The 25,786-nt window shown below is 39.0% G+C and carries 23 protein-coding genes; 13 read left to right on the top strand and 10 right to left on the bottom strand.

Annotated elements, in window-relative coordinates; genetic code table 11:
- The first annotated feature begins 1 nt into the window (after nucleotide 1).
- Nucleotides 2-1,381 carry a DNA repair protein RadA gene (gene radA / locus O1Q79_RS02525; RefSeq protein ID WP_386692807.1) on the top strand — a complete coding sequence of 460 codons (1,380 nt, stop codon included), beginning with the start codon at nucleotides 2-4 and terminating at the stop codon, nucleotides 1,379-1,381.
- 75 nt (nucleotides 1,382-1,456) lie between these two features.
- On the opposite strand, the gene secF is transcribed toward radA, so the two are convergent.
- From secF to queA, 7 genes are all read right to left on the bottom strand, one after another.
- Entirely contained in the window at nucleotides 1,457-2,350 is an 894-nt protein-coding gene (secF, locus tag O1Q79_RS02530; protein ID WP_386693334.1) for a protein translocase subunit SecF, read from the bottom strand.
- Between the two features lie 81 nt (nucleotides 2,351-2,431).
- Complete coding sequence (gene secD, locus O1Q79_RS02535; protein WP_386692808.1) at nucleotides 2,432-4,282, bottom strand: protein translocase subunit SecD; 1,851 nt, start codon at nucleotides 4,280-4,282, stop codon at nucleotides 2,432-2,434.
- Nucleotides 4,283-4,305: 23 nt separating this feature from the next.
- Nucleotides 4,306-4,605 (bottom strand): preprotein translocase subunit YajC, encoded by a 300-nt coding sequence (gene yajC, locus O1Q79_RS02540; RefSeq protein ID WP_132302341.1) that lies wholly within the window; start codon nucleotides 4,603-4,605, stop codon nucleotides 4,306-4,308.
- 81 nt (nucleotides 4,606-4,686) lie between these two features.
- Nucleotides 4,687-4,911 (bottom strand): sulfurtransferase TusA family protein, encoded by a 225-nt coding sequence (locus O1Q79_RS02545; protein ID WP_386692809.1) that lies wholly within the window; start codon nucleotides 4,909-4,911, stop codon nucleotides 4,687-4,689.
- Entirely contained in the window at nucleotides 4,912-5,424 is a 513-nt protein-coding gene (locus O1Q79_RS02550; RefSeq protein WP_386692811.1) for a hemerythrin domain-containing protein, read from the bottom strand.
- Between the two features lie 13 nt (nucleotides 5,425-5,437).
- Entirely contained in the window at nucleotides 5,438-6,571 is a 1,134-nt protein-coding gene (gene tgt / locus O1Q79_RS02555; protein WP_386692813.1) for a tRNA guanosine(34) transglycosylase Tgt, read from the bottom strand.
- A gap of 627 nt (nucleotides 6,572-7,198) precedes the next feature.
- Nucleotides 7,199-8,281 carry a tRNA preQ1(34) S-adenosylmethionine ribosyltransferase-isomerase QueA gene (queA, locus tag O1Q79_RS02560; RefSeq protein WP_386692814.1) on the bottom strand — a complete coding sequence of 361 codons (1,083 nt, stop codon included), beginning with the start codon at nucleotides 8,279-8,281 and terminating at the stop codon, nucleotides 7,199-7,201.
- Nucleotides 8,282-8,418: 137 nt separating this feature from the next.
- On the opposite strand from queA, the gene O1Q79_RS02565 reads away from it, so the two are divergent.
- The 7 genes from O1Q79_RS02565 (at nucleotide 8,419) to O1Q79_RS02595 (ending at nucleotide 18,126) form a co-directional block, all read left to right on the top strand.
- Nucleotides 8,419-8,859: a DNA polymerase III subunit chi gene (locus tag O1Q79_RS02565; RefSeq protein ID WP_386692815.1), complete on the top strand. Its 441-nt coding sequence runs from the start codon at nucleotides 8,419-8,421 to the stop codon at nucleotides 8,857-8,859.
- Between the two features lie 186 nt (nucleotides 8,860-9,045).
- Nucleotides 9,046-10,242, top strand: coding sequence for a PIN domain-containing protein (locus O1Q79_RS02570; protein ID WP_386692816.1), 1,197 nt, complete (start codon nucleotides 9,046-9,048; stop codon nucleotides 10,240-10,242).
- Nucleotides 10,243-10,262: 20 nt separating this feature from the next.
- A complete protein-coding gene (locus O1Q79_RS02575; protein WP_386692817.1) occupies nucleotides 10,263-13,127 on the top strand; it encodes a valine--tRNA ligase in 2,865 nt (954 codons plus the stop codon).
- Between the two features lie 60 nt (nucleotides 13,128-13,187).
- Nucleotides 13,188-14,285 carry a DNA cytosine methyltransferase gene (locus O1Q79_RS02580; RefSeq protein WP_386692818.1) on the top strand — a complete coding sequence of 366 codons (1,098 nt, stop codon included), beginning with the start codon at nucleotides 13,188-13,190 and terminating at the stop codon, nucleotides 14,283-14,285.
- Nucleotides 14,282-15,319 (top strand): restriction endonuclease PLD domain-containing protein, encoded by a 1,038-nt coding sequence (locus tag O1Q79_RS02585; RefSeq protein WP_386692819.1) that lies wholly within the window; start codon nucleotides 14,282-14,284, stop codon nucleotides 15,317-15,319. The genes O1Q79_RS02580 and O1Q79_RS02585 overlap by 4 nt, the downstream gene beginning before the upstream one ends.
- Nucleotides 15,320-17,209: a Z1 domain-containing protein gene (locus O1Q79_RS02590; RefSeq protein WP_386692820.1), complete on the top strand. Its 1,890-nt coding sequence runs from the start codon at nucleotides 15,320-15,322 to the stop codon at nucleotides 17,207-17,209.
- 89 nt (nucleotides 17,210-17,298) lie between these two features.
- Nucleotides 17,299-18,126, top strand: coding sequence for a class I SAM-dependent methyltransferase (locus O1Q79_RS02595; RefSeq protein ID WP_386686680.1), 828 nt, complete (start codon nucleotides 17,299-17,301; stop codon nucleotides 18,124-18,126).
- 45 nt (nucleotides 18,127-18,171) lie between these two features.
- On the opposite strand, the gene yegQ is transcribed toward O1Q79_RS02595, so the two are convergent.
- On the bottom strand, nucleotides 18,172-19,551 hold the full coding sequence (gene yegQ, locus O1Q79_RS02600) for a tRNA 5-hydroxyuridine modification protein YegQ (RefSeq protein ID WP_386692821.1): 1,380 nt from the start codon (nucleotides 19,549-19,551) through the stop codon (nucleotides 18,172-18,174).
- 119 nt (nucleotides 19,552-19,670) lie between these two features.
- Between yegQ and O1Q79_RS02605 the strand changes: the two genes are divergently transcribed.
- The 3 genes from O1Q79_RS02605 to bioB are packed head-to-tail and all read left to right on the top strand — an operon-like array spanning nucleotide 19,671 to nucleotide 21,836.
- A complete protein-coding gene (locus tag O1Q79_RS02605; protein ID WP_386692822.1) occupies nucleotides 19,671-20,213 on the top strand; it encodes a molecular chaperone in 543 nt (180 codons plus the stop codon).
- Nucleotides 20,206-20,835 (top strand): thiamine ABC transporter ATP-binding protein, encoded by a 630-nt coding sequence (gene thiQ / locus O1Q79_RS02610; protein WP_153985780.1) that lies wholly within the window; start codon nucleotides 20,206-20,208, stop codon nucleotides 20,833-20,835. The genes O1Q79_RS02605 and thiQ overlap by 8 nt, the downstream gene beginning before the upstream one ends.
- Nucleotides 20,832-21,836 carry a biotin synthase BioB gene (gene bioB / locus O1Q79_RS02615; RefSeq protein ID WP_386692824.1) on the top strand — a complete coding sequence of 335 codons (1,005 nt, stop codon included), beginning with the start codon at nucleotides 20,832-20,834 and terminating at the stop codon, nucleotides 21,834-21,836. The genes thiQ and bioB overlap by 4 nt, the downstream gene beginning before the upstream one ends.
- Before the next feature lie 150 nt (nucleotides 21,837-21,986).
- Here the strand turns inward: bioB and O1Q79_RS02620 are convergent, their stop codons facing one another.
- Nucleotides 21,987-22,406: a DoxX family protein gene (locus O1Q79_RS02620; RefSeq protein ID WP_386692825.1), complete on the bottom strand. Its 420-nt coding sequence runs from the start codon at nucleotides 22,404-22,406 to the stop codon at nucleotides 21,987-21,989.
- Nucleotides 22,407-22,430: 24 nt separating this feature from the next.
- A complete protein-coding gene (gene hemL / locus O1Q79_RS02625) occupies nucleotides 22,431-23,726 on the bottom strand; it encodes a glutamate-1-semialdehyde 2,1-aminomutase (protein ID WP_386692826.1) in 1,296 nt (431 codons plus the stop codon).
- A 153-nt stretch (nucleotides 23,727-23,879) separates the two neighbouring features.
- Between hemL and wecA the strand changes: the two genes are divergently transcribed.
- On the top strand, nucleotides 23,880-24,956 hold the full coding sequence (gene wecA, locus O1Q79_RS02630; protein WP_386686623.1) for a UDP-N-acetylglucosamine--undecaprenyl-phosphate N-acetylglucosaminephosphotransferase: 1,077 nt from the start codon (nucleotides 23,880-23,882) through the stop codon (nucleotides 24,954-24,956).
- Between the two features lie 29 nt (nucleotides 24,957-24,985).
- Nucleotides 24,986-25,780, top strand: a complete 795-nt coding sequence (locus tag O1Q79_RS02635) for a chain-length determining protein (RefSeq protein WP_386692827.1) — start codon at nucleotides 24,986-24,988, stop codon at nucleotides 25,778-25,780.
- Nucleotides 25,781-25,786 lie beyond the last annotated feature (6 nt).

The following is a 25,786-nucleotide window of genomic DNA, read 5'->3' on the forward strand; positions in this document are numbered from 1 at the left end:
TATGGCAAAGGCCCCGAAAACTGCTTATGTGTGTAATGATTGCGGTGCGGAATTTGCTCGTTGGCAAGGGCAATGTTCGGTATGTAAATCGTGGAATACGATTAGTGAAGTCCGCTTAGTCTCTGCGAAATCTAGCTCTAAAGGGGATCGATTTAGTGGTTATGCTGGAGAAACACAAGCGAAAATCCAAACGTTATCAGAAATTAGTTTACAAGAAACACCAAGATTTTCCAGTGGATTTAATGAATTAGATCGGGTATTGGGTGGTGGTATTGTGCCGGGATCCGCTATTTTAATTGGCGGACATCCTGGTGCGGGAAAATCTACTTTATTATTACAAGTGATGTGTGGATTGGCTCAAAATATGACCGCACTTTATGTCACTGGTGAAGAAAGTTTACAACAGGTTGCCATGCGCGCTAATCGTTTGGGTTTACCGCCAGATCGGTTACAAATGCTGTCGGAAACCTCGGTTGAACAAATTTGTAATTTGGCAGATCAACTTAAACCGCAGATTATTGTGATAGATTCTATCCAAGTGATGCACCTTGCCGATATTCAATCTAGCCCCGGTTCAGTCGCTCAAGTGCGAGAATGTGCTTCCTTTTTAACTCGTTATGCCAAAACTCGCCAAGTTGCCATTATTATGGTGGGACATGTGACCAAAGACGGTACGCTTGCTGGTCCAAAAGTGTTAGAACATTGTATCGACTGTTCGATTTTATTAGAGGGAGAATCCGATAACCGTTATCGCACCTTACGTAGCCATAAAAACCGTTTTGGTGCCGTGAATGAACTCGGGGTGTTTGCCATGACCGAACAGGGCTTAAAAGAAGTGAAAAATCCATCAGCAATTTTTTTAAGTCGTGGTGATGAATTGACATCAGGCAGTTCGGTAATGGTGTTATGGGAAGGCACACGTCCATTGTTAGTGGAAATTCAAGCCTTAGTGGATCATTCTATGCTCGCCAATCCACGCCGTGTTGCGGTGGGGTTAGAACAAAATCGTTTAGCCTTATTGCTGGCAGTATTGCACCGCCACGGTGGGTTACAAATGTCTGATCAAGATGTGTTTGTGAACGTGGTAGGTGGGGTGAAAGTAACCGAAACCAGTGCAGATCTTGCTTTATTATTAGCCTTAATTTCCAGTTTTCGTAATCGTCCTTTACCGCAAGATTTGGTGGTATTTGGTGAAGTGGGGTTGGCGGGTGAAATCCGTCCTGTACCTAGTGGTCAAGAACGTATTTACGAAGCCGCTAAACATGGTTTCAAACGGGCTATTGTGCCGTTTGCTAATAAGCCGAAAAGTGCGATAAAAAATATGCAAGTTTTTACCGTGAAGAAATTAGCCGATGCGTTAGAAATATTGGATCATTTTTAATGATAAAAATACCCCGTACTGGCGTACGGGGTTAAGTATGGTGACGATGCTCCGCATCTTGTTTTGCTTTTCTAACTAAAACCCTTCCTCAAATTCTTCTCTTGTCGCCACTTTAATTTGCATATGTTCACGGTTTAAACCGAGATCAAAGGCAATGGCAATCGCGACGAAAATAGAAGAATAGGTACCAAATCCGATACCGATTAACAAGGCGAGGGAGAAACTATGAATACTGCTACCACCAAAATAGAGTAAGGTAAATACAACAAACAAGGTAGTCAGTGATGTGATCATCGTTCTTGATAGCGTTTGGGTTAATGAAATATCGATCACTTCCTGACTGCTCATGCGACGAATTTTACGGAAGTTTTCACGTACACGGTCGAATACCACAATACTATCGTTCAATGAGTAGCCGACTACGGTAAGGATTGCTGCAACGAAAGTTAAATCGATCTCAATTTGTAAAAATGAGAAAATTCCTAAGGTTACAATCACATCGTGAGCAAGGGCGAGAATACCGCCGACCCCTAAACGCCATTCAAATCGCATTCCGACATAACCTAATAATAGGATTAATGTAGCTAAGGTGGCATAAATAGCACCTTGGGTTAATTCTTCACCAACGTTTGGTCCGACAAACTCGACTGATTTCACTTCAATATTGGCATCAAGTGTGGTCATCATGTCTTTAATTTCAGTACCGATTTTGGCATCACTGGCTGTTGCGGGTAAACGAATGATAACATCGCTCGTAGAACCCGTTGTTTGTACTAACGCACTGGTGATCCCATGACTGTTTAAGGTTGAGCGGACTTGATCAAGATTAGCTGGTTGTGAAAAATGCGTATCAATTACCACCCCACCGGTAAAATCTAAGCCCCAGTTAAACCCTTTGGTAAACATACAGAAAATGCAGAATCCAGTGAGTAATAAAGAGAAAAGATAACCTAATTTGCGATAATTCATAAAGCGGATTAGGCTAAAAGGTAAGCCTATTCCTTGATATTCGTGCTTTTGTTTAAGTAAACTCACAATATTTCTCCGCACTTAAATAGATAATTTTTCAACACGTTTGCCACCATAAATCCAGTTGACCAGCATTCGTGTACCGGTAATGGCGGTAAACATAGAAATAGCTACCCCTAAAGCAAGGGTAATCGCAAAGCCTTTCACTGGTCCCGTACCTACCGCATATAACACGATAGAGGTTAAAATAGTGGTTAAGTTAGCATCAAAAATAGATGACCATGCACCATTATATCCTTCGTGAATAGCTTGTTGAATCGGGCGACCGTTGCGCATTTCTTCTTTAATCCGTTCAAAGATCAGTACGTTCGCATCCACCGACATTCCCACCGAAAGAATAATCCCGGCAATCCCGGGCATGGTTAAGGTAACACCCGGAAGTAACGACATTAAACCGACTACTAAAATCATATTGGCACAAAGGGCAAGGCTTGCAATTAAACCGAATAATTTATAGAACACTAAACAGAAGAAAATCACGATAACCAAGCCCCAAAGTCCGGCGGTTAAGCCTTTTTCGACGTTTTGCGCCCCTAATGATGGTCCAACGGTACGTTCTTCCACAATTTGAATCGGTGCGATTAAAGCACCAGAACGGAGTAACACAGAAAGATTTTGTGCTTCCGCTGGGCTATCAATACCGGTAATTTGGAATTGACTACCAAAACGACCTTGAATAGTTGCCACATTAATGACTTCGGCATTCTTTTCTAAAATGGGTTTACCATTTTCATCTTTTTTGCCGTTGTCTTTATATTCTACATACAACGTTGCCATTGGTTTTTTCAGATTCTGGCGCGTGGTGTTTGCCATAATTTCACCACCCTCACTATCCAAGCTAACGCTCACCTGTGGTGTTGAGGTATTATGGTCTAAACCTGATGTGGCATTGGTAATATGCTCACCACCGAGTACAGCTTTACGATATAACGCAACGGGGCGACCTGTACGATCTAATTGAATTTCCGTATCCGATGGCACAATACCGCGAGCGAGAGCTTCCGGACTCACATTAGCATTGACCATACGAAACTCAAGGGTAGCAGTGGCTCCTAATAATTCTTTTGCTCGAGCGGTATCTTGAATACCCGGTAATTCCACTACAATACGTTCAGCACCTTGACGCTGGATCACTGCTTCTGCTACGCCTAATTCTTCCACACGTTTACGCAGGATACTTAAGTTTTGTTCAATCGCATGATCACGAGCTTCAATTAAGGCTTTATCTGATAAAGCTAATGCAAGGGTATTCTCAGCCACTTCATTAATATTTAGATTAGGATGTTGTTTACGAATAAGTTGTTTGGCGTCAAAAAGCTGTTCAGGTTTAGTAATGGTAAGTAATGTGTTAAAATTGTCACCATTTTTCACCGCACTATATTGAATTTTTTCTTTACGCAATTCACCACGTAAACTATCTTGCAGCTGTTCTTGGCGTTTACCTAAAGCGGTGTTCATATCTACTTCCATCAGGAAACGAACTCCACCACGTAAGTCTAAACCCCATTTCATCGGATTGCCACCAATACTGCTTAACCAAGCAGGTGTTGAGGGTGCAAGGTTTAACGCGGTAGAGTATTGATTACCTAATTTTTCAGCAATTTTGTCTTTGGCTAACAGCTGATCATTCGTGTTGTTAAAACGTGCCAGAATGGAGCCGTTTTCTAACAGAATAGATTTGGGTTGAAGATTGTTACTGGTAAGTAGGCTTTGAACTTCACTTAATGTGGTTTCACTTGCTTGCTGACCACGCGTACCCGAGATTTGCACGGCAGGATCTTCACCGTAAATATTTGGAAGTGCATATAAAGCACCAATGGCGATCATAAAGATCACCATTAGATTCTTCCATAAAGGGAAACGGTTTAACATAGGTATAATAACCTTTTATGAAATTAAAGAGATTTGATTGAACCTTTCGGTAACACAGCGACGATAAAGTTACGTTTAATGGTGACTTCGTTGGTTGGATTTAACGCAATCACGACTTCATCACTATTTTCAGATAATTTAGTGATTTTACCAATTAAACCGCCTGAGGTTAAGATTTCAGAACCTTTGGCTAAAGATTCCATTAAGGCTTTGTGTTCTTTATTACGTTTAGCTTGTGGACGGTAAATCATAAAATAGAAGATTAAACCGAAAATAGCAAAGATAATAATCATTGACATTGGGCTGCCTTGTTGTGCGTCCATGTTGTTTTCCTTTTTTGTTGATAAATAGAATAAAAAATTAGGTGCATAAAATAGCACAAGATAAACGGAAAAGCTAGTATGCTAACCTTTCCTAATGACGATTTGCGTATCAAGTGCGGTGAACTTTTGCCAAGAAATAAATTGATAGCCCTGTTGCTGGCATAAAAGTTCAAAATCTTGCACCGCACTTTGTTCGTTTAGTTGAATCGTCAATATACTGTTGTGAGGTAAATTATTAAGGGCTTTTTTCGCCATTAATAAGGGTAAAGGGCAAATATATTGACGTAAATCTAATTGATAATCCATTTACAGCTGACGGCGTGCCGCCATCACTTTTCCCATACTTTCCAATTCAGCATCAGAAATACAGTCTTTACCTAAGGCAAATAATGGTTCTTCCAATGCAATATGCACATCATAGCCAGCAATGAAATTAGTGATAAGTTCCGCATCAATATTATCTCGTTGATCTTGAATTAATTCACTAAGTTGGGTAGAAAGTTTATGCCAGTTATCATGTAGAATAAAATGCTGACGTTCTAACTCATCAATGGTTTGTTGCGTTTTTGCATCATATTTTGCTACCGCTGGAAAGAAATCTTTTTCTTCGTCATCATGATGCAAAGGTGCGGCAATATTGAAATAATTTAAAATCTGCTGAACATCATTTTTTACTGCTTGATTGACGCCATGTTTAGCTAAGTAATCAGGCAAAATACTTAATTGATGGTAGAAATTTTTTACTCGTCCGTGGCAAGCGTAGAGCATCTCAATAGGTTGATCCCAGCTGACAAATTGTTGCGCTTCTAAATTAATCATGCTTTTCCTCTTTTTATTGCAATGGTGGTACAGGTTTGCCAATTTTGGCATAAAATTCCACCACAAAATCCTCAAAACGATCTTGTTCAATAGCAGTACGAATCTGTTCCATCAAGCGTTGATAATAACGTAAATTATGGATTGTATTCAGTCTTGCCCCCAAAATTTCACCGCACTTATCCAAATGATATAAATAAGATTTGGTGTAATGTTTACAGGTGTAACAATCACATTCAGGATCTAGCGTGCTAGTATCATCACGATATTTCGCATTACGAATTTTCACAATGCCGTCTGATACAAACAAATGTCCATTACGTGCGTTACGAGTCGGCATCACGCAATCAAACATATCAATCCCACGGCGAACGCCCTCGACTAAATCTTCAGGTTTTCCTACGCCCATTAAATAACGCGGTTTATCTTGCGGCAATAATGGATTTACAAATTCCAAAATGCGGTGCATTTCTTGTTTCGGTTCACCCACCGCCAAACCGCCTACTGCATAACCGTCAAAGCCAATATTCACTAAGCCATCAATGGAAATTTTGCGTAATTCTTCAAAAGTACCGCCTTGCACAATACCAAATAACGCATTTTGATTTTCCAACTCATCAAACCGCTGACGGCTACGTTTTGCCCAACGCAATGACATTTCCATGGAGTTTTTAGCATAATCAAAGGTGGCAGGATAAGGTGTACATTCATCAAAAATCATCACAATATCCGACCCAAGATCGTATTGAATTTCCATAGATTTTTCAGGGGACAAAAAAATCTTTTCACCGCTAATCGGATTTTGGAAGTGTACCCCTTCTTCTTTGATTTTGCGTAATTTACCTAAGCTAAACACCTGAAAACCGCCAGAATCGGTCAAAATCGGTCTATGCCATTGCATAAAATCGTGTAAATCACCATGTTTACGCATCACTTCCTGCCCTGGGCGTAGCCATAGATGAAAGGTATTACCAAGTAAAATTTCCGCCCCCGTGGCACGCACTTCTTCGGGGGTCATACCTTTGACAGTGCCGTAAGTTCCCACTGGCATAAAGGCGGGGGTTTGGACGGTAAAGTCGCCTTGTGGACGGGTGAAGATCATTTCGCCACGGCGGGCAGATCCGTTAGTTTTTTTTAAATTAAATTTCATAGTTTTCCTTTTCGAATAAACAGTTCGATGGTGTTTTTTGTTTAAAATTGTTTTTTATAAATTTGTGTTTTTTATTACAATCGGGTTTCGCCGATGGCGACTTACTTTTTCTTTGCTTGTGCAAAGCAAAAGTAAGCAAAAAGAAAGCACACCCCAACTTTGCCTTGTTCCCTGAAAATGTTTTAATTTGCTTAACGGAAAATGGCTGAACTCGCTTCGCTCAGACAGACGCCATTTTCCTACAAATTAAAACATTTTCAGGCGGCAAACATGGGGACCCCATTTTATTTTCAATACCTAGCACTAGCGTACTAGGTTACGTATAGTCACGCTACTCCGTAGCTTAGGACAAAATCTCAATTTCTTCACCGCACTTTTATTTATATTCGTTCAAATTGGGGTCCCCGTCTGAGCCGCCTGAGCGTTTTGGTATTTTTAGCTAAATTTTGCCTGTCTGAGCGAAGCAAGTTCAAAATTTAGCGTTAAGAAAATACCAAATAAGCGAAGAAAAGCGGTGAAGTCGGGGCGTGTTTTCTTTTGCCTACTTTTCTTTGCACGAGCAAAGAAAAGTACGGTCGCCCATCGGGCGAAACCCGATTTTAATTATCAAAGAAAAGTGCTATTTAATTACCCAACATCCCGATTCTTCGTAATAAACATCGCATCCCCATAACTAAAAAACCGATACCGATTTTCCACCGCACTTTTATACGCAGCCATCACATTCTCATACCCCGCAAACGCCGACACCAACATAATCAACGTACTTTCTGGCAAATGAAAATTAGTAATCAAACAATCTACTACCCGAAATTTTTTCCCTGGGTAAATAAAAATTGAAGTATCGGAAAAATATGGCTCAATAATCTGCGAACAGCCTTTTTCTTCCGCAAATAACGCCGCACTTTCCAGCGAACGTACCGAAGTTGTCCCCACTGCAATCACACGTTTACCTGCCGATTTTGTAGCTAATACCGCATCGACCACATCTTGTGGCACTTCCACATATTCCGCGTGCATCTGGTGATCTTCAATTTTTTCCACTCGCACAGGTTGGAATGTTCCCGCCCCAACGTGCAAGGTAACAAAGGCAAAATTCACCCCTTTGGCTTTTAATTTTGCTAACAATTCATCATCAAAATGCAAACCAGCGGTCGGAGCTGCCACTGCCCCAGGGATTTTGTTATACACCGTTTGATAACGCTCTTGATCCGCTTCTTCATCGGGACGATCAATATAAGGCGGTAATGGAATATGTCCGATTTTATTCAATACGTCTAAAACCGCGGTGTTTTTATCGGCAATTTCTAATTCAAACAACGCCCCTTGACGACCAAGCATCGTAACCGCAATGCCGTTATTTTCGCCAAGTTTATCTTCACCCAACACTAAAACCGCCCCGTTTTTTGGGGCTTTACTGGAACGAATATGGGCTAAAAATGTGCTTTCACTCAATACCCGTTCAACTAGCACTTCAACCTTGCCGCCACTGACTTTCCGCCCAAACATACGGGCAGGAATGACACGAGTATTGTTAAATACCAACAAATCGCCAGCATTGACTAAATCCAATACATCGGCAAAAGTGCGGTGAAAAATTTCACCGTTTTGACCATTTAATTGCAACAAACGGCTTGAAGTACGGTCAGGTTTCGGATAACGAGCAATCAGCTCATCGGGTAAATCAAAATAAAAATCGGATACCAGCATAAATTAACATCAGTCTTAATTTTAAATGTGCGATAGTCTATTGTGATTTTCTTTTTAGTACAAGCAAAAACCTTTATTTATTAGCATTTTTTCGCTAGAATTAAACGCTTAATCTGATTACAAAAAACAACAGCCAAATGTCAAAAATTGCTAAATTTTATCTACTCAAACAATCCCAATCGCAACATGATCTTTCAGAATCAGAGCTATTGGCTTGTGATCTGTCCGCTCAATTATGGCGACAAGGACAGCGTGTGTTAATCGCCTGCCAAAGCGAACAACAAGCGTTAAATTTAGATGAAGCCTTATGGGCAAGAGATCCCGAGCAATTTGTACCGCACAATTTATCTGGCGAAGTAACCAATTTCGCCACCCCGATAGAAATTAGCTGGATCGGCAAACGCAACGCCCAACGGCGAGATGTGTTGATTAATTTACAACAAACTATTCCTGATTATGTGTCGGCGTTTAATCAAGTAATTGATTTTGTGCCAGCAGACGAACAACAAAAAGCCATTGCCCGAGAACGGTATAAACAATATCGACAAATGGGGTGGCAGATGGAGATGGTGGAATAAAATGACCAAAGACGAACTACTCAAAAAACACAACAATATGCTGATTTTATGGAAAGCGTGGATGGACGAGAAGAAAAAGCACGAAGTTTTAACGTTTCAACGTCCGAATGCACGATTGTCGATCATTATCCTGACGGCAGGGAAGTTGTGATTGGCTATGCAAAATAATTTTTACAGGAGATTATTATGAGTAATATAAGTACTGAATTTCAATGGGCAATTCCTTTATCTGAATCTCAGAAAGCTGAAATTTGGAAAGAGGCTATTTTGACAGTTGATGCTAATGTTCTTTTGGATTTATATAGATATCATAAAAATACAAGCGATAGCATATTAAGTAGCTTAAAAGAATTTGGTGAACGATTGTGGATATCTCATCAGGCAATGAGAGAATTTTTTAATAACAGAGAAAAGGTTATTATTGATAGTGTGAATAATATTATGGATTCGAACGCATTTCTTGACAAATTAAACTCAGAAATAGATGAAATTTCAAAAAAAAATAGATCTATATCTAAGCAGTTTATTAACGCAATCAAAGAAGAGATTTGTAAAAGTGTAGATTCTATTTTAAATAAAGATAAACATTGTTTTATTAATATAGGTTTTTCTCTAGATTACGATCCAATCTTGAATGAAATTATTGAACTTTTTGGTAATAGATTAGGTAATAAACCCAAGAAAGATGAATTAGATAAACTAAAAAAAGAAGCTGAAGAAAGAATAATAAATAAAATACCACCAGGCTATAAAGACAGTCGTAAAGATGGGGATAGAAAATATGGTGATTATTTGTTATGGAAACAAATATTAGAGTATGGTAAAGAGAAAAATAAGCCTATTATATTTATAACGTCAGAGCAGAAAGAAGATTGGTGGGATATTAAATCTGGTAAGACGATAGGATTACGTAAGGAATTAAAACAGGAAGCTTGGGAATATTTACAGCAACCTATTGTTGCATATGAAACAGATCGTTTTTTAGAATTTTCTCAAAAAATGAATCCAGATAACCATACATTGAATGAAGCAATTGAAGAAATTCAACAGAATAAATTACCTATAGTAAATAATGTTGAACAGAAAATGGAAATAGCTAATTCCTATTCTAATATAGGATATATAAGTTTTCATATAAATAGAGATTCTAGTTATTTTACTGTGAGTGGACATTTTCAACCAATATTGGATGATATTCCTAAAATTACAGTTGAATTACTATCTAGCCCTAATGAAACAACTGAAGGGATAAATATATTAGCTAGAACAGGAACAAATTATGATTTTAACGTTCATTTTAAGTCTTATAATACCCAATTAAAAGCGGGTTTATATACATTTAAATATTCTGCATGTATAACGGAAAATGATGTTAGTAAATAAAATTTAAGAGAAAACAACCAATGACACAAAACCTTCAAATGGCAGACCGCTTTGAGCCGTCTGCGGTAGAACAAGCCTTGTATCGCCACTGGGAAGAACAAGGGTATTTTAAACCAAGCGAAGATGAGAGCAAACCTGGCTACTGTATCGCTATTCCGCCACCGAATGTAACGGGCTCACTCCATATGGGACACGCTTTCCAGCAAACTTTAATGGATACACTGATCCGTTTTAACCGTATGGAAGGCAATAATACGCTGTGGCAGACTGGTACTGACCACGCTGGGATTGCGACCCAAATGGTGGTGGAACGCAAGATTGCGGCGGAAGAAGGCAAAACTCGCCACGATTATGGGCGTGAAGCCTTTATCAACAAAATTTGGGACTGGAAAGCCTATTCGGGCGGTACGATCAGCCAGCAAATGCGACGTTTGGGCAACTCGATCGACTGGGATCGTGAGCGTTTTACTATGGACGATGGGCTGTCTAATGCGGTGAAAGAAGTGTTTGTGCGTTTGCACGAAGAAGGCTTAATTTACCGTGGCAAACGCCTTGTGAACTGGGATCCGAAATTGCATACCGCCATTTCCGATTTGGAAGTGGAAAACAAAGAGAGCAAAGGTTCGCTTTGGCATTTCCGCTATCCGTTAGCGAATGGGGCGAAAACCGCAGAAGGCAAGGATTATTTGGTGGTGGCGACCACTCGCCCTGAAACCGTACTCGGCGATACGGCGGTGGCGGTTCACCCTGAAGATGAGCGTTATCAATCGCTTATCGGTAAGTCGGTGATTTTGCCGTTGGCGAACCGTGAAATCCCGATTGTGGCGGACGATTATGTGGATCGTGAGTTCGGTACAGGTTGCGTGAAAATCACTCCAGCCCACGATTTCAACGACTACGAAGTGGGCAAACGCCATAATTTGCCGATGGTCAATGTGATGACTTTGAATGCGGATATTCGTGCGGAAGCGGAAATTGTCGGTTCAGACGGTAAAATTTTGGAAAATTACACCGCACTTATTCCTGCGGATTATCAAGGTTTAGAGCGTTTTGCCGCTCGTAAAAAAGTGGTCGCTGATTTTGAAGCACTCGGACTTTTAGAAGAGATCAAACCGCACGATCTCAAAGTACCTTATGGCGACCGTGGCGGCGTGCCGATTGAGCCGATGCTGACCGATCAGTGGTATGTGAGCGTGAAACCGTTGGCGGAAGTGGCGACTAAAGCGGTGGAAAACGGTGAAATTCAATTTGTGCCGAAACAGTATGAAAACCTGTATTTCTCGTGGATGCGTGATATTCAAGACTGGTGTATTTCTCGCCAACTTTGGTGGGGACATCGTATTCCTGCGTGGTATGACGAAGCGGGCAATGTGTATGTGGCACGCTCCGAAGAAGAAGTGCGGGCGAAACATAATTTGCCTGCCGATCTTGCCTTAAAACAAGATGAAGACGTGTTAGATACCTGGTTCTCATCGGGCTTGTGGACGTTCTCAACCCTTGGCTGGCCAGAACAAACCAAAGAATTGCGTATGTATCACCCAACGGACGTGCTGATTACGGGCTTTGACATCATTTTCTTCTGGGTTGCACGAATGATTATGTTCACAATGCACTTTATCAAAGACGAAAATGGCAAACCGCAAGTGCCGTTCAAAACCGTGTACGTTACGGGCTTGATTCGTGATGAAAATGGGCAAAAAATGTCTAAATCGAAAGGCAACGTGCTTGATCCGATTGATATGATTGACGGCATTTCGCTGGAAGATTTGCTTGAAAAACGTACAGGCAATATGATGCAGCCACAACTGGCGGAAAAAATCGCTAAAGCGACCAAAAAAGAGTTTGTAGACGGCATTGCCCCACACGGCACGGACGCACTGCGTTTCACCTTGGCAGCCTTGGCGAGCAACGGACGTGATATTAACTGGGATATGAAACGCCTTGAAGGTTATCGCAATTTCTGCAACAAATTGTGGAACGGCAGCCGTTTTGTTCTGACTAACGACAAACTGGATTTATCGGCTGGTGATGTAGAATTGTCGGTTGCAGATCGCTGGATTATTTCCACGTTCAACCGCACCGTGAACGAGTTCCGCACCGCCTTAAGTCAATACCGCTTTGACTTGGCAGCCAACGCCATTTACGACTTCACTTGGAATCAGTTCTGCGACTGGTATTTGGAACTCACCAAACCTGTGTTTGCAAATGGTACAGACGCACAAAAACGTGGTGCAAGCCAAACCTTGGTGCAAGTGCTTGAGCAACTACTTCGCCTAGCTCACCCGATTATGCCATTTATCACCGAAGAAATTTGGCAAAAAGTGAAAGGCTTTGTAGGCGTGAGCGGTGAAACTATTATGTTGCAACCGTTCCCGAAAGCAAACGATGCCAAACTTGACGCACAAGCAGAAAAAGAGATTGAATTCTTAAAAGAAATCATCGTCGCCGTGCGTAATATCCGTGCCGAAAGCAACATCGCCCCAAGCAAAGGCTTAGATTTATTGCTCAGAAATGTGGACACAGAAAATTGCAAAACCTTGCAAAAAAATGACCGCACATTGAAAGCTTTAGCTAAATTAGATGATGTGAAAGTGCTTGCGGACGGCGAAAAAGCCCCATTGTCGGTAGCAAAACTAGTCGGTAAAACCGAATTGCTCGTACCGATGGCAGGTTTTATCAACAAAGAAGCCGAACTTGCAAGACTTACCAAAGAAATTGAAAAACTCAACTGCGAAGTGGCGAGAATTGAAGCGAAACTTTCTAATGAAGCCTTTGTGGCAAAAGCGCCTGAGCAAGTGATTGCGAAAGAAAGGGAGAAGATGCAAGGGTATCGGGAAGGGATTGAGAAGTTAGTGAGCCAGCAAGCAGAAATTGAAGCGTTGTAGTTATCTTATACATTCTATATTGCTAATTAAGTAATATAGTTATTTTGAATAAAAAACATTATGAAAAATATAAAAAAACCTAGAATTCTTTCTTTATTTTCTGGATGTGGTGGGTTAGATCTTGGTTTTCATATGGCAGGATATGAAACTATATGGGCTAACGATTTTTCACATTGGGCATGTGAGTCGTTCAGAAAAAATATAGGAGATGTGATTGTTGAAGGGGATATTGAAGAAATAGAACCTACAGCAAAAAATATTCCTGATTGCGATATTATTTTGGGTGGATTTCCTTGCCAAGATTTTTCAATGATCTGGAAACAACCAGGATTGAATGGCGAACGTGGTAATTTATATAAAAGCTTTCTCCGTTTCATACATGCCAAGGGACCTAAAGTTTTTGTTGCGGAAAATGTTAAAGGTTTATTAACAGCCAATAACAAAAAGGCTATTCAACAAATTATTGAAGATTTTGAAAGTTGTGGATATTACGTACAAGCAAAGCTGTATAACTTTGCTGAATTTGGTGTACCTCAATTTCGAGAACGAGTACTGATTGTTGGGGTGCGTTTAGATACAGGATTTGATTTTCATCATCCAATGCCGACACATAATGCAAGCGGTGAAAATGGATTAAAACCTTATGTTACAGCAGGGCAAGCGGTTTTTAATATTCCTGAAAATGTAACAAATAACGAGTTAATGAAAATCAGCGATAAGACTCGTCAGATGTTATCGTTAATTCCAGAAGGTGGAAATTTCACCGATATTCCGAAAGATCATCCTTTATATGTAAAAGGAATGATTAGTCATGTTTATCGTCGTATGCACCGTGATGAGCCATCTAAAACTATTATTGCCGCTGGCGGTGGTGGTACATGGGGCTATCATTTTCCTGAACCACGAGCTTTTACGAACCGAGAACGAGCTAGATTACAGAGTTTTCCTGATGATTTTGAATTTGTCGGTTCAACCACCGAAGTTCGCCGTCAAATTGGTAACGCTGTACCACCACAAGGGGTGGTCGAGCTTGCTAAAGCCATTTTACCTATTTTCTCGGATAATTATGAAAAAGTGAATTTGAACGATAAATTGGAAGCTGAGAAATCAAAAGTATTCCAAGACCGTTTAAATAAAATTCGCGGGGGAAAACGATGAAGACTGTTTTTTCTAATATTGCTCAAGCTAGAATTACGGAACAATCTCTTAATAAAGTTTGGATGGATTTATTCAAATCTGCAGATGAAGTCTCTATGGCAACAGGGTATGTTTCAAATGATGCTATTAAAGAATTACATAAAATTTTAGAACATAACACTAAAATTCAGAAATTAGATCTTTTAGTCGGAATGCACTATTTAGAAGGGTTTACTCGTCCACAATATGAAAGTTTATGTGACTTAAATCATTTTTTGCAGCAAGAAAAACGCGGTTCAGTATTTATCTCCCCATTTGTAAAATTCCATGGAAAAATGTATTCCTTTAAAAACAAACAGGAATTTAATGGGTTAATTGGTTCTGCAAATCTTACCTGTTTTTGGGATAGTACGGAACGTACTTATGAAACAATGTTGCATTTAAACGGAGCAAATGCGTTAGGTTTACATACAGATATTCAAAGTACAATTTCTCGTCTCGGAAAGGGTATCAATAATGTTGAAAAACCAAAAAATTTTAAAGAACACAATAGTCATCTTGAGAATTGTTTAGGTGTAAGTAAAGTTAGCTCTACTGATATTAATACATTATTTATGCAAGCTTCAGAGTATAAATTTCATATTCAGGCGAAAACTGAAAAAGGTAGTAATTTAAATGTATTTTTTGGGAAAGGAAGAGAAGATAAACGTGGTTTCGTTAAACCCAGACCATGGTATGAGGTTGAAATCATAGTTTCAAAAGATGTAACTACGCAAAAAGGCTATCCTTCCTATAAATCATTTACAGTAATCACTGATGATGGTTGGGAATTTAAGTGTAAAACATCAGGAGATTATGCAAAAAATTTTCGTTCAGAAAATGATTTAAAAACATTGGGTAAATGGATTAAAGGCAGATTGGAAAGCGCCAATTGCCTGAAAACAGGTGAAATGATTACAGAAGAAACGTTACAAAAATATGGTAACAATTCTTTTGAATTTCGTTCAACTACTAATCCAGATATTTGGCTTCTTTCGTTTAAAGGGAAAAACTAAATGCTACAAACTTATTTAAATCAACTCAAGCCTATAGAATTAGCCGATTCTGTGAAAATTACGGTATTAGGTTTTATAGATAAATTAAATCAAACGACACCTAAAAAAGCTCAAAATGTATTGTTATTAGGTAATGTACAAAGCGGTAAAACTGCTCAAGTGCTAGGCGTGATTAGTGCATTAGCTGAGGATGATCATAAAATTTTTCTTTATCTCACAACAGATAGTATAGATTTACAAGAACAGACTATTAAACGAGCGAAAGCTAGTTTGGAAAATTTTATTGTTTTATCTGAGTCTGATGACGGTAGTTTTACCCAAATCATTAAGGCAAATAACCCAATCCTAGTGATAATTAAGAAAAATGCGCGTGTTTTAAAACGTTGGAGAAATTTATTTGCGAGCCAGTCTTATTTACAGGGATATCCCTTGGTAATTGTGGATGATGAAGCAGATGCAGCGAGCTTAAATACTAATGCTGATAAGAAAAATAAAGAATCTAGCACTATTAATAAATTATTAAATGAGATTAAAAATACTTGTTGCCAAAGTTTGTTTATTCAATTAACTGCAACACCACAATCTTTATTATTACAACACTTAGAATCTAATTGGCAACCTGATTTTATCCATTTTTTTGAACCAGGTGAAAAATATATTGGAGGAGATTTTGTTTTTTCCGATCCCCCAAGTTATATTTTCCAAACAATTAATAGTGAGCTAGATGAAATTAAAGATGACAGTGGAGATATTCCTGATGGTGTGAAGCAAGCGCTACAATCGTTTTTAATCACTTGTGCGGAATTTGACTTATGTAATAACACTAACTGTAATCTTGCCTTACATCCAAGTTACAAAATTCAAGATCATAAATCTTTTGCCAATAAAATTCAGGCTTGTTTAAATGATTTAGTACAAGCGGTTAATAACGATGAAAATTTTTCAGAAAGCTTTAGAGAAAATTATAAAGATTTACAGCGGACCAAACCTGATATTCATCATTTTGAAGATATTTATGAGAAACTAACTATACTTTTACAAGAAAAACGTATCAATATAGTTGTTCTAAATTCAAAAACGGATAATGACTTTGATTTAGAAAAAGGATTTAATATTATTATTGGTGGCAATGTTATTGGGCGTGGTTTAACTATTCCAAAACTGCAAACAGTTTATTATAGTCGGACAGCGAAAAGACCAAATGCAGATACTTTTTGGCAACATTCTAGAATTTTCGGTTATGACCGTGATAAATCACTATTACGACTTTATATGCCTTCTGATGTTTATCAATTTTTCGTAGCTCTTAATCAAGCTAATAATTTGATTATTGAACAAGCTAAACAATCTAATGGAAAAGTACAAATTATTTACCCGAAAGGAATCAACCCAACTCGTAAAAATGTATTAAAATCAGATTATATTAACCAGCTTGTTGGAGGGGTAAATTATTTCCCTGCTCGTCCTAATGAAAATAATCTAACAGATGTAAATAATTTACTTTCAGATATTATTAGCCAGAATGAAGTTCAAGAGAATTTATATCAAATTGGTATGGATAGTTTATTTTTGATTTTGAATAGCTTAGGACGTTATCAGTCTGATGATTGGGATAAAAGCAAGTTCATTAATTGTATTCAAGCCCTGAAAACACAGCGACCAACTTTCAAAAATTACGTTTTGATAAAGCAGGATAGAAAAATTGGTAAAGGGACAGGGACAATGCTTTCTGAAGATGATCGTAAACTTGGTGAGAAATTTCCCAATGATTTATTTTTGACATTATATCGAGTGGTTGGTGATGAAAATAAAGGGTGGCAAGGAAATGATTTTTGGTTACCGAATATCAAGTTGCCATACAAAGGCTTGTTATATTGGGGGTTGAGATAGATAATACTGTCTAAAATTATATTTAGATGAATTTTAATATATAAATATTTAAGCTAAGTGGGGGGAATGTAACAATATAAGGTGACAATATGAAAACTGACAAAATTTCTCCAGATACAGTGTCTGCACTATCAACTACAATGTTAATACCTTTATGGGCAAAAGCGGTTGAATTCGATCAAAAACAACCTTTATTACGTGATGCGGAAGCAGTACGTATGATAGGAATGATTGATTATGATTTCAGTCGTTTTGCAAAATCTAAAGCATCTCAAGTGGGGTGTTGTGGTCGAGCAGCGTTACTGGACGATATGGCAAATCGCTTTATTGCAGAATATCCAGATGCGGTTATCGTTGATTTGGGAGCAGGATTAGATGCTCGTTTTGAACGTTTAGGTAAACCGCCAATAACAGCTTGGTATGATTTAGATTTACCAGAAGTTATTGAGTTAAGAAGAATGTTATTGTCTGAAACCAGTAATCATTATTTGGCTGCTTCATTATTTGATGAAAGTTGGATGGAGATGGTGGCTGAATATAATAAGCCTGTGTTATTAATTATTGAAGGGGTGTTAATGTATTTCCAGCCAGAGCAAGTGAAAGATTGGTTTGCATTGCTTGCTCGTAAATTACCTAATGCTGAAATTATTTTTGATACGTTGCCTAAAATAGCGATTGGTCGCCAAAAAAAACATGATGCACTTAAACATATTGAAAAACCACCTGAATTTAAATGGGGAATTAACCATATTGAAGATTTAAATCAATTAGGGCTGACTATTTTGGAAAATGTGGAATTAAGTAGCATTTGTGGTCAACGTTATCCGCTGATATTACGCTTATTATATTTAACCAAATGTGGGCGAAAAAAATTAGATATTCAGATAGTCAGAGCAAAAATTTGTTCGAATGAATAAAATCGCGAAAATGCCCTTTATGCTAAAAGGGCATTATTTGTATTTTTAATGCGGATTTCTCGTGTTCGTCCCATTTAAATTCCGCATCAACAACCCATAATCTAATTCAATATCCGCTGGCACATCTAAAAACACAAAATGTCCATCGCCAAGACCTGCTTCAATATTTTCGTTTTTGCGGTTTAACATACGTTCGATTTTGAAAACGATATTGCCTTTGGGGGTCATCATTTCCACGGAATCGCCGACTAAGAATTTATTTTTCACCGCCACTTCCGCCATACCTTGATCATTACGTTTACCCGTAAATTCGCCGACAAATTGTTGATGTTCGGAAATGGAGTAGCCGTATTCATAATTTTGATATTCATCGTGGGTGTGCCGGCGTAAGAAACCCTCGGTATAACCACGGTGTGCTAGGCTTTCTAAGGTATCCATCAGGCTTTCGTCAAATGGCTTGCCTGCAGCTGCATCGTCAATGGCTTTGCGATACACTTGAGCGGTTCTGGCACAGTAATAGAACGATTTTGTCCGTCCTTCGATTTTCAGGGAATGAACGCCTAATTTTGTTAATTGTTCAACATGTTGCACGGCACGCAAATCTTTTGAATTCATAAAATAGGTGCCGTGTTCATCTTCAAAAGCAGTCATTTGTTCATCAGGGCGGTGCGGTTCGGTGTATAAAAATACCTTGTCGGTATGGCTGCCCTCGCCTAAGGTAGGGGCAACATTTTTTACCTCAATTTCAGGTTCAAACTTTTGTACTGCCTCTTTTTCTACGATATTGCCGACCTCGTCAATGGTGCCTTCTTCCATTTTATATTCCCAACGGCAAGCGTTAGTGCAAGTTCCTTGGTTTGGGTCGCGTTTGTTAATGTAACCCGATAGCAAACAACGCCCTGAATACGCCATACATAATGCCCCATGTACGAAGATTTCCAGTTCAATATCAGGTACTTGTTGACGAATTTCAGCGATTTCATCTAAAGAAAGCTCACGGGATAAGATCACTCGGGTTAAACCCATTTGCTTCCAGAATTTCACCGTTGCCCAGTTCACCGCATTGGCTTGCACGGAAAGATGAATATCCATGTCAGGAAAATTCTCACGTACCATCATAATTAAACCAGGATCGGACATAATTAACGCATCGGGGTGCATATCCACGACCACTTTTAAATCTTTAATAAAGGTTTTTAATTTGGAATTATGTGGGGCGATATTCACCACCACATAGAATTTTTTGCCAAGAGAATGGGCTTCATCAATGGCAATTTTTAAATTGGCGTGGTTAAATTCGTTATTCCGCACACGCAAGCTATAACGGGGTTGTCCGGCATAAACTGCATCTGCACCATAGGCAAAAGCATAACGCATATTTTTTAGCGTGCCAGCAGGGGAAAGTAATTCGGGTTTGAAAGTCATAATAAAATTTTCTCTGAGTACAAGTCAGTCATTCACATTGTGTGAACGGTTAAAAGGGCAGTATTTTAACAAAAAATATGCTAAAGTGCGGTATAAATTTATGGAGTTTTGAAAAAATTATGGAAAACCTGAATAACTTTTCACTGATCAGCCGTTTATTCGGCAATTTATTTTATCGCCGTCCAACAGATCCGATTTTAGCTGGCGTATTTGGTTGGTTGCAACAGGGCGGATTAAGCCAAGTTTGGGCATTGGAAACCGATAAATCCACCCAATCCGCCATTGAAAGCCTGCAAGTCCCCTTGGATTTAACGTTGTTAGAGCAAGAATATCAAAAACTCTTTGCCAAAGTTGAACTTGCCATTTCGGCGTATGGCGTGGATGTGGCAGAATTTGTGGCATTTCGGCAAGCCCGAGCTATGCCAGAAGTGGAAAGTGCGGATCATTTTGGGTTACTTTTTTTAACCGCTTCTTGGATTGAAGATAACCTAGATTCAGTCGATGCTCAACAGGAATTATTTGAACGCTTTTTATTACCTTGTGCCAGTCAGTTTTTAAACCAAGTGGAAACGCAGGCAAGTTTGCCGTTTTATAAGGCGTTAGCGTTGTTGTCGAGAGAAATTTTAGCCGCCATGGCGGATGAATTGGATGAAAATGATTGAATTAAAGAAACTCAAATTCCAATATAAAACCATGCCTATGCAATTTGATTTACATATTGCTAAAGGCGAAAAAGTAGCGATTGTCGGTGCAAGTGGTGCGGGCAAAAGTACGCTGTTGAATTTAATTGCAGGGTTTGAAATAGCAAATTCAGGTGATATTTATTTAAACGGTGAAAAACATAATACTACTGAACCTTATCAACGTCCTGTATCTATGTTATTTCAAGAAAATAATGTGTTTCCCCATTTAACGGTTTTTCAAAATATTGCATTTGGGCTAAAAGCCAATTTAAAGTTGGATAATCAACAAGTCCAACTTGTCGAGCAGGCAGCAAGTGCGGTAGGATTAAGCGAATTTTTGCAACGAAAACCCACCGCACTTTCCGGTGGACAAAAGCAAAGAGTGGCGTTAGCCCGTTGTTTATTACGAGATAAACCGATATTATTATTGGATGAACCGTTTTCTGCGCTTGATCCGCAATTACGTCAAGAAATGTTGGATTTGTTGTTGAAATTAAGTAATGAAAAAAATATCACCTTATTAATGGTGACACATCAACCTAATGAATTGGTTGGTAAAATTGACCGTGTTATTAAAATTGAAAATGGATTTATAGTATGATTAAGCAACCTTTACAAATTTATTCCATTACCCCCCACAAAACCGCCGAATATTGGTCAGTGTGTAAAGTGGAGGCCTTGTTTGAAACGCCTTTTTTAGAGCTGGTTTTTAAAGCGGCTCAAATTCACCGTGAAAACTTTAATCCGCAAGCCATTCAACTTTCTACCCTCATGTCCATTAAGACGGGGGGATGTCCAGAAGATTGTCATTATTGTCCACAGTCCGCTCGCTATCAAACAGGTGTGCAAAAACAAGAATTATTAGATATTGCCGATATTTTAGAAAAAGCTAAAATTGCTAAATCTCGTGGGGCAAGCCGTTTTTGTATGGGGGCAGCGTGGCGTGGACCGAAGCCAAAAGATGTGGCAAAAATTACCGAAATTGTTAAAGCCGTAAAGTCCTTAGGTTTGGAAACCTGTGGCACCTTTGGTATGTTAGAAGATGGCATGGCGGAAGACTTAAAACAAGCTGGCTTGGATTACTACAATCATAATCTTGACACTGCCCCTGAGCATTATTCCGAGATTATTGGCACACGCCGTTTTGATGACCGCATGAGTACGCTCGGTAAAGTACGTAAAGCAGGCTTGAAAGTGTGTTGCGGCGGTATTGTGGGTATGAACGAAACTCGCAAAGAGCGTGCAGGTTTGATCGCAAGTTTGGCTAATTTAGATCCGCAACCTGAATCCGTGCCAATTAATCAGTTAGTCAAAGTGGAAGGCACGCCGTTAGAAGATGCGGAAGAGCTAGATTGGACCGAATTTGTCCGCACGATTGCGGTGGCTCGCATCACCATGCCACAAAGCTATGTGCGATTGTCCGCTGGTCGTCAGGGGATGACGGAAGAAATGCAGGCGATGTGTTTTATGGCTGGAGCCAATTCGATTTTTTACGGCGATAAATTATTAGTCACCGAAAACCCAGAAGAGGATGGTGATCAGCTATTGATGGCGAAGTTAGATCTGGAGCCTGAGACAGCAGAGAATCGGTTGGTGAGATAACGTTAATAAAATAAAGATGTTAATGTGATTACTATTGTTTTACTCGCTCAGATATGCAAGAAATTTATACGGTGTAACTTTGGAGCATTTATGAGAGGATAATTTTAGGGTTAATCTTTTGTAAGATTAACCCATTTTTCAAAGCAAAGATTAGTCTGCTTTCAAAGCATATTTTCCCGATCCGAGATGCATAATTGCCCAGAATGCAAATAGATAAGTCGTCACTCCTTCAATGGCCCATGCACCCGTTGGAGCAAGTGCGAAAATTTGTGGAATGTACATTAAAAGAATAATGATCATACAAGAAATTATCCCAATAAACGCACTAATTCTCGTGAATACGCCAAGAATAATAAAAATTGGCACGATTACTTCACCTAAATAAACAGCATTAGCAAAAAATCCAGGTAATCCCAATTCAACGAATTTCCCCGCAATAAAGTCGATACCGTCCGTGACTTTATGAATACCGTGTAATAAAAACATAAAGGCAAAGCTAACACGCAAAATGAATTTTGCAAGATCTGGTTTATCGACTAATTGGTTGATTTTTTCGATTGATGTACTCATAAATAGTTCCTTCTTGTGTTTGAGTTAAATAGTTTGTTGAGCTAATTGTGCAAAAGCCCAATCTGCTACAGCTAAAGTGTGGTCAATATCTTCATCAGAATGTGCCAACGACATAAACCCAGCTTCATAAGCAGAGGGTGCAAGATAAATCCCTTGTTCTAACATAAAATGGAAGAAACGGTTAAATGTTGTGGCATCACATTGCATCACTTGTTGGAAGTTGCAAATTTCTTGCTGTTCAGTGAAGAATAAACCGAACATACCGCCCACATATTGCACTTGGAATGGTACGCCGTGCTTGTCGGCTAGGGCCTTTAAGCCTTTGGCTAATTTTTCAGTTTTCTGGGCCAATTTTTCTTCATTGCCCGTTTTGCTTAATTCCGTTAAACAGGCTAAACCGGCAGCCATGGCAATCGGGTTGCCCGAAAGCGTACCGGCTTGATAAACAGGGCCAGTTGGGGCAATGTATTGCATGATTTCTCGTTTTCCACCAAATGCCCCTACAGGCATACCGCCACCAATAATTTTACCTAAACAGGTTAAATCAGGTGTAACGCCATAATAAGATTGTGCGCCGCTTAACGCCACACGGAAACCTGTCATGACTTCATCAATAATAAATACGGTGCCGTATTGATCGCAAAGTTGACGTAAACCTTGTAAGAATCCGTCTTTGGGCGGAATACAGTTCATATTCCCTGCCACAGGTTCAATAATTAAACAAGAAATTTCATTAGGATATTGCTCAAAGGCTTGTTTGACTGAATTAAGATCGTTATAAGTACAGGTTAAGGTATGTTTAGCAAAATCTTCTGGCACGCCAGGGGAGCTTGGTTGACCTAGAGTTAATGCACCTGATCCTGCCTTAACTAATAAAGAATCTGAATGACCGTGATAACAACCTTCAAATTTGATAATTTTATCTCGTCCTGTGTAGCCACGTGCTAAACGAATAGCAGACATAGTGGCTTCCGTGCCAGAACTGACCATTCTCACCAGTTCAATAGAAGGCATGAGTTGGCATACTAATTCCGCAAGCGTAATTTCGCTTTCCGTAGGTGCACCAAAACTTAATCCATTTGGCACGGCTTTTAACACGGCATCAATAATCGCAGGGTGATTATGTCCGAGAACCATTGGTCCCCATGAGCCGACATAATCAATATATTGTTTGCCGTCTGTATCAGTAATATAGGCTCCAGCGGCTTTTTGAATAAACACTGGCGTTCCGCCAACGCCTTTAAATGCTCGAACAGGGGAATTGACCCCCCCTGGGATAACTTGTTCAGCTCGAGAAAAAAGTGCGGTTGAATTTGACATATTTTTTCCTTTTATCATCAATAATACGCAATTATTGTACTGTATTTTCTCTATAATTTTTGTTTTTTTGTAAAAATATTCTGCAATCAGATAGGATTAATGCTATGCTTTGCAATATTTTTAGAGGTAGCACGTTAAGGCGAAATAAAGGATATGTGGTTAGATTTACTGTTAACATTTTTAGCATCTTTTCTTACTATTTTAGTGATGCGTCCCATTGCCATTGCGGTCGGTTTAGTAGATAAACCCAATTACCGCAAACGTCATCAGGGGGCGATCCCTTTAATTGGAGGGATTTCGCTGTTTATGGGAAATCTCTGTTTTTACCTGTTACAATGGGATCAAACCAAGTTACCCCAGCTTTATTTATTTAGTGTCTTTGTACTATTAGCCATTGGAATTTTAGATGATCGCTATGATATTAGCCCTTTCTTACGAGCAGGTATTCAGGCGGTGTTATCGGTATTTATGATGTATTATGGGCGTTTATCCCTTGATCACTTAGGACAAATTATTGGACCTTTTACTGTTACACTCGGTTGGATTGGCGTGGTGATTACGGTATTTGCTACTCTTGCGATTATTAATGCGTTTAATATGATTGACGGTATTGACGGCTTACTCGGTGGATTATCTAGTGTCGCATTTGCTGGCGTGGGGATTTTGATGTATATGGATAATCAACATGATCTGGCACGTTGGTGCTTTGCCTTAATTGTGGCGATTATACCGTATGGGATGTTTAATCTTTGTATTCCTTTTGGTAAAAAATATAAAATTTTTATGGGCGACAGTGGTAGTACGCTCATTGGTTTTACCATTATTTGGATCTTATTATTAAGTACACAAGGCAAAGGACACCCGATGAATCCAGTAACAGCCTTATGGTTGGTGGCGATTCCGTTAATTGATATGGTGGCGATTATTTATCGCCGTTTGCGTAAAGGTAAAAGTCCATTTCGCCCCGACCGTTTACACGTTCATCACTTGATGGTACGAGCAGGGTTAACCCATCGCCAAGCCTTTATGTTAATCACTTTTATCGCTGCTTTGTGTGCAGGATTTGGCATTTTAGGCGAAATTTATTATATTAATGAATGGCTAATGTTTATTCTATTCATTGGTTTATTCTTTTTGTATTCTTATTCAATTACCAGAGCGTGGCGAATTACACGTTTTGTTCGCCGTCATCGTCGCCGTTTATTACGTGCGAAAAAGCAAACAGTGTAGCGAACATTGTTTTAGATTTAGGAAATATTATGAAATTATTACAAAGTTTATTATTTATTATTATTTTCACCGCACTTTTTGCTGTGGCTGGCTATGGTGCGAGTTATGCCATGAGAGAACAATGGAAAGCAGAAGTAGAAGTGCGTCAACCGAAAGTAGAGCAGTTAGGTACTTATTTTTCTTTGTTTGAAATGTATCAATTAATTAATGGTAATAAAACCGAAGATCAAAAAGAAACGGCAAATTTTGTTTATAAAGGGTTCAAACAACAGTTAAAAACCTATGATAATTTATCTAAATTTTGGTTAGATTCTGATTTCTATAAACAACGTCAAACAGGCATTGAAGAACGAGATGAGGCTTTTTTACAAGAACTTATTGCAGGTATTCAATTTGTTGAAGGAAATCCTGAACGTAACATTCCTGATCGTATCAGTTTAACCTTAGACAACCCAAAACAAGCGATGCTACAGTTGGAGAGTTTTGTAAAACATGTCAATTATTTAACCAGACAATCTTTATATAATGAATTGATTACCAAGTGGAAAACCTTATTCAATCAGGTAAATTTAGCCGCTCAACAAAGTACTGATAATGCCAAACAAGGTGAATTAAGCTGGCAAGGTAAATTGAATATGATGAAATCGGTTTCGCCATTAGATAACCAATTAGCCGCCTTTGATTATTTAAAATCCCCAACTCAACCTAAAGTGGCATCACCAGATCGTTTATTATGGGCGGAAGTCGGTGCTGCAGCTGGTTTCTTGTTCGGTTTATTGCTCGCTTTGATTTTTGTTGGGCATAAACAAAAAAGTCACAGTTAATAGCGT

This window comes from Lonepinella sp. MS14434 (assembly GCF_042468235.1).
In the GTDB taxonomy this organism is placed as follows: Bacteria; Pseudomonadota; Gammaproteobacteria; order Enterobacterales; family Pasteurellaceae; genus Lonepinella.